Here is a 5,458-nt window from a genome sequence, read left to right on the forward strand (position 1 = left end):
GGGAGGGCAGTGGCACCCGGGCGGCGAACGCGGCGAGCAGGCCCGGTTCGGCCACCGGGTAGGCGGGGCCGTGCGCGTCCCGCCCGGCGACCGCCTCGACCAGCCGCCGCACCGGCCCGCGTACCGGCGAGGCCGCCGCCAGCCAGCCCGGGTGGGCCAGCAGCGCCACGGCCAGCGCGGTGTCCGCGTCGACGTCGTTGACGTAGACGGTGTAACGGCGGGGATCCAGCCCGAGCAGCAGCGCGTCGGTGACCTGTCGGCAGGTCGCGGTGGTCACCAGCCGGATGCAGGCGCCGTGGTGGTCGAAACTCAGCCGGCGGGCGCGCAGGTCGAGCGCGGGGCCCTGCACGACCCCGTCCAGCGCGATGCTGTACGGCGGCAGCTCGCGCAGCTCGACGACAAGGCCGGGGACGACGACCAGCGGCAGGTCACCGACGAGCAGCCGCCACCCGCCGCCACCCACCGCCACCGCCGTGCCGTCCTCGTGGCCCGCGCCGTCCCTGTCGTTGTCCTTCTCGTCCCGGTCGCTCATGTGCCCCGCTCCTTTGCCCGCCAGCGCGGCCGTGCCACCGCCCGGCCGCTTCTTCTGGATCCTGACGGACCACGGTGCTGGATCCTGACGGACCACGGTGCCGGCGGCGGCCCGGGGATCAGCCGCACCCGGAAGACGGCTGGGAGGCGACGGCTGGGAGGCAACGGCTGGGGGACGGCGGCTGGGCGGCCGGGAGCAGTCGTGCGGTTCCTGTTGACCTGAAGTGCGGTTGAGGTTGCAGACTGCTGTCATGCCTTTCCCGACATGCCTTACGGCGCCGCCGGAGGCGTTCGGCGCGCCGGCCGGCGGCCCGCCGTGGCATGGTCGTCCACGGGCGCGCGGCGTCCGCACCCACCCACCGTGACAGGCAGGAAAGGCGCGGCGCATCGCACAGGTGAGCAGCACGGAAGCCCGGAAAGAACCGTGCAAGGGACTCCTGCAGGAGCCGGAAGAGGCCGCTGAAGGGGCCCGGAAGGGACTACCGCCATGACCGTAGAGCTCAACCACACCATCGTGTCGGCGCATGACAAGAGCGCGTCGGCCGCCTTCTTCGCCGACGTCCTCGGGCTGGGCGGCCCGGCCCCGTTCGGCCACTTCCTCGTGGTCACGGCCGACAACGGCGTGAGCCTCGACTTCGCCGAGACGAAAGGCGCGGTCACCCCGCAGCACTATGCCTTCCTCATCGGCGAGACGGAGTTCGACGAGATCTTCGGACGGATCCGCGAGCGTGGCATCCGTTACTGGGCCGACCCGGGCCGCAGCCGGCCGGGAGAGATCAACCACGGCAGCGGCGGTCGCGGGGCCTACTTCCAGGACCCGGACGGCCACCTGCTGGAGATCCTCACCCGCCCTTACGGCAGCGCGGCCTGACGGGGGCCCGCCCGGCCCCCGCCGACGGGCCGCGGACGGGCCGCGGACGGGCCACGGACGGGTGGCGGACGGGCCGCGGACGGGCGGAGCGGGTTGCCGTCCGCCGGCCGCGGTGAAGGTGCCGGCCACCGTGAAAGTTCTGTCTCGGGCCGGGTCACCAGCGATATCGTCCAGTCAGTTGTGACTGTTATTGCGAGCAGAACTGGGGAGATCGATGCGGATCGGCATGACGCTGAGTTACAGCGGTGGCTTCACGGAGGCCGTCGCCGAGCTCGAGGACTTCGAGAAGGCCGGACTCGACATCGTCTCGGTCGCCGAGGCGTACACCTTTGACGCGGTCAGCCAGCTCGGCTTCATCGCGGCGCGGACCAGCCGGCTGGAGATCGCCTCCGCCATCCTGCAGCTATACACCCGTACCCCGACACTGACCGCGATGACCGCCGCGGGCCTGGACTTCGTCTCCGGTGGCCGGTTCTGGCTCGGGCTCGGCGCGTCCGGGCCACAGGTGATCGAGGGCTTCCACGGCATCCTCTACGACGCGCCGCTGGGCCGCACCCGCGAGGTGATAGACATCTGCCGCCAGGTGTGGCGGCGGGAACCCGTGGTGTACAAGGGCAAGTACTACCAGGTCCCGCTGCCGGAGGGCCAGGGCAGCGGCCTCGGCAAGCCACTGAAGATCATAAACCGTCCGCTGCGGCCCCGGATCCCGATCGTCCTGGCCGCGATCGGCCCGCGTAACGTGGCGCTGGCCGCCGAGATCGCGGAGGGATGGCTGCCGGTGTTCTTCCACCCGGACAGGGCCGACAACGCGTGGGGGAGCGCCCTGCGGGAGGGCTATGCCAGGCGCGACCCCGAGCTCGGCCCGCTGGACATCACCGCCAGCGTGTTCCTCGCCATCGGCGAGGGCTACCAGGACGATCCCGAGCTGCTGCGGCCATATCGCGCCCAGCTGGCCCTCTACATCGGCGGCATGGGCGCGAAGGGCAGGAACTTCTACAACGACCTGGCCTGCCGGTACGGGTACGAGCAGGCCGCCGACGTCGTCCAGGAGCTCTACCTCGCCGGGCGCAAGGAGGAGGCCGCGGCCGCCATCCCGGAGGACCTGGTCCGGGACACCTCGCTGGTGGGGCCGCCCGGGTACATCAAGGAGCGGGTCGCCGCCTTTGCCGAAGCCGGTGTCACGACCCTGCACGTGACGCCGCTGGCGGCCGCGCACGCCGAGCGTGTGCACGCCGTCGAGCAGCTACGCGCGATCATCGACTGACCGCCGGCCGGGGACGGGCGGCGGGCGCGCCCACCGGCGGGCACGGCCCGCCGGTGGGCGCGGGCTCTGGGAGGAGCCCACGCCCCCTTCGTCCCCAGGGCCGGCCGGCCTCGCGGCGCATCGCCGGGCCCGGCGATGCGCCGGGCGTTGTGCCGGTGTCGGGCGGGTCAGCCTCGGAGCAGGTGGCGGGCCATGACTATGCGCAGGATCTGGTTGGTGCCCTCGTAGATCTGGGTGATCTTGGCGTCGCGCAGCATCCGCTCCACCGGGAAGTCCCGGGTGTACCCGGCGCCGCCGAACAGCTGCACGGCGTCGACGGTCACCGCCATGGCCACGTCCGAGGCGAACGTCTTGGCCGCCGCGGAGCGGAAGCCCGCCTGCGGCTCACCGCGCTCGGTGGTCGCCGCCGAGGCGTACACCAGATGCCGCGCGGCCTCGATCTTCATCGCCAGCTCGGCCAGGATGAACTGGATGCCCTGGAAGTCCCCGATGCGCTGCCCGAACTGCCGGCGCTCGCGCACGTAGTCCACGGCCGCGTCCAGCGCGCCCTGCGCGATCCCCAGCGCCTGCGCCGCGATCGTCGGACGGGTGTGGTCCAGGGTGGCCAGCGCCGTCTTCAGGCCGGTGCCCGGCTCGCCGATGATCCGGTTGGCCGGGATCGTGCAGTTCTCGAAGTGGATCTCCCTGGTCGGCGATCCCTTGATCCCCAGCTTCCGCTCCTTGTTGCCCACCGAGAAGCCCGGGTCGTCCCGGTGCACCACGAACGCGGAGATGCCCCGTGAGGGCTTGTCCGCGTTCGGGTTGCTCACCGCCATCACCGTGTACCAGGTCGACTCCCCGGCGTTGGTGATCCAGGCCTTCGTGCCGTTGAGCACCCAGTGGTCCCCGTCCAGCTGGGCGCGGGTGCGCATCGACGCGGTGTCCGAGCCCGCCTCTCGTTCGGAGAGCGCGTACGAGATCCCGGCGCCGGCCGCGATCTCGGTCAGCACCGTGCGCTTGAGCTCCTCGTCGGCGGACAGGATGATCGGCTGCGAGCCCAGCTTGTTCACCGCCGGGATCAGTGACGAGGACGCGCACACCCGCGCGACCTCCTCGATCAGGATGCACGCCGAGACCGCGTCCGCGCCCTGGCCGCCGTAGGACTCCGGGATGTGCACCGCGTGGAAATCCGCCTTCACCAGGGCGTCACGGGCCTCCGCCGGAAACCGTTCGGCTTCGTCCACCTCCGTCGCGTATGGCGCGATCTCCTTCTCCGCCAGCGCGCGTACGGCCGCGCGCAGCGCCTCGTGTTCCTCGCCGAGCTGGTAAAGCCCGAAGCCCTGGCTCATCCCCGACTCCTTCCCGGAAGATCAACTGTGATAGTCGTAGAAGCCACGACTGGACTTCTTGCCCAGCAGGCCGGCATCGACCATCCGTAGCAGCAGCGGCGGGGCGGTGTAAAGGGGCTCCTTGAACTCCTCGTACAGCGAGTCCGCCACCGCCTTCACGGTGTCCAGGCCGATCAGATCCGCCAGCCGCAGCGGCCCCATCGGATGGGAGCAGCCGTACACCATGCCGTTGTCGATGTCCTCCACCGACGCGAAACCCGACTCCATCATCCGGATCGCCGACAGTATGTACGGGATCAACAGCGCGTTGACCACGAAGCCCGCCCTGTCCTGCGAGCGGATCACCGTTTTGCCCAGCGCCCCGGTGGCGAAGTCCGTCACGGCCGCCAGGGTCTCCTCGGAGGTCAGCAGCGACGGGATCAGCTCCACCAGCTTCAGCACCGGCACCGGGTTGAAGAAGTGCAGGCCCACCACGTACGCCGGCCGGGTCGTGGCCATGCCCAGCTTCATGATCGGAATCGACGAGGTGTTCGACGCCAGGATCGCCTCGGGTGAGGCCACCACCTTGTCCAGCGCCGTGAACACCTCCAGCTTGGCCTGCTCGTTCTCCGCGATGGCCTCGACCACCAGGTCCCGGTCGATGAAGTCGTCCAGGCTGGTGGTGTAGCGCACGCGGCTCAGCGCCGCGTCGCGCTCCTGCTCGCTCAGTTTCTGGCCGCGGACCGCGCGCTCGAACGACTTCTCGATCCGCCGCTGCCCCGCCTCGAGCGCGAGCTGGCTCACCTCGGTCACCACGACGTCCAGCCCTGCCCGGGCGCTGACCTCGGCGATGCCGGAGCCCATCAGCCCGGCACCCACGATTCCCACCCGCTGGATCCCACTCATGTCCAGTTCTCCTCGTCCTGGCCCGGTGGGCCGTCGCCGCTCGTCCTGGCCCGTGGGCGCCGTTCCCGCGCCGGCTCGGTAGCTTTCCGGATCTTTCCGGTTTTCGCCGGCGGATGAGAGCTTCCGCCGTCACGCGCGAGAGATATTTTGACATCCATCTATCGGATGTACAAGCTTCCTGCCGTCGATACCGTACCCATCGCCGTCCATCACGCTGGGTCGGGTGGCCGGCTCCGGCCGGAGGCATGTCGCGATCTTTACAGGTAATCCCGGGACCGGGCTGTGAGCCGTAGCGACACCAGGACATTACTTTCCGTTATATCGCTTCGTGGGCCGGTTCCGCCGGCCGTTGACGCCGCGGGCGGACGGGGTGGCCGGCCGTACCACGTCCCCTGTCCGTTCCGGTGGTGGGTGCCCGCGTCCTGTGGAACCGGGTGGAATCCGTCTGTATCCGGTTTTATTTGACGTGATATGGCGGAATCCGGTGCTGTCCGGTGGAACTCCGCGTGATCGGTATGAACCGCCGTGGCATGCGTGCGTCAGGTTTTCGAGCGCGTGCTGTAGCGGTTATGTTGCGGA

General features: G+C 70.2%; 5 protein-coding genes. 2 read left to right on the forward strand and 3 right to left on the reverse strand.

What is annotated here, in order from left to right:
* Positions 1 to 532 (reverse strand): hypothetical protein (locus NBX02_RS10470; protein WP_250291150.1); only part of this gene is annotated, 532 nt, incomplete at its 3' end.
* A 486-nt stretch (positions 533 to 1,018) separates the two neighbouring features.
* Between NBX02_RS10470 and NBX02_RS10475 the strand changes: the two genes are divergently transcribed.
* Entirely contained in the window at positions 1,019 to 1,402 is a 384-nt protein-coding gene (locus NBX02_RS10475) for a VOC family protein (RefSeq protein WP_250286520.1), read from the forward strand.
* Between the two features lie 214 nt (positions 1,403 to 1,616).
* Positions 1,617 to 2,666 (forward strand): LLM class F420-dependent oxidoreductase, encoded by a 1,050-nt coding sequence (locus NBX02_RS10480; RefSeq protein ID WP_250286519.1) that lies wholly within the window; start codon positions 1,617 to 1,619, stop codon positions 2,664 to 2,666.
* 167 nt (positions 2,667 to 2,833) lie between these two features.
* Here the strand turns inward: NBX02_RS10480 and NBX02_RS10485 are convergent, their stop codons facing one another.
* Together NBX02_RS10485 and NBX02_RS10490 are read right to left on the reverse strand one after the other, a co-directional pair.
* Positions 2,834 to 3,994 carry an acyl-CoA dehydrogenase family protein gene (locus tag NBX02_RS10485; protein ID WP_250286518.1) on the reverse strand — a complete coding sequence of 387 codons (1,161 nt, stop codon included), beginning with the start codon at positions 3,992 to 3,994 and terminating at the stop codon, positions 2,834 to 2,836.
* Between the two features lie 21 nt (positions 3,995 to 4,015).
* Complete coding sequence (locus NBX02_RS10490) at positions 4,016 to 4,879, reverse strand: 3-hydroxybutyryl-CoA dehydrogenase (RefSeq protein ID WP_250286517.1); 864 nt, start codon at positions 4,877 to 4,879, stop codon at positions 4,016 to 4,018.
* Positions 4,880 to 5,458: the final 579 nt, after the last annotated feature.

Origin of the sequence: Protofrankia sp. CiP1_Cm_nod1, assembly GCF_920888515.1 — a bacterium.
Taxonomy (GTDB): domain Bacteria; phylum Actinomycetota; class Actinomycetes; order Frankiales; family Frankiaceae; genus Protofrankia.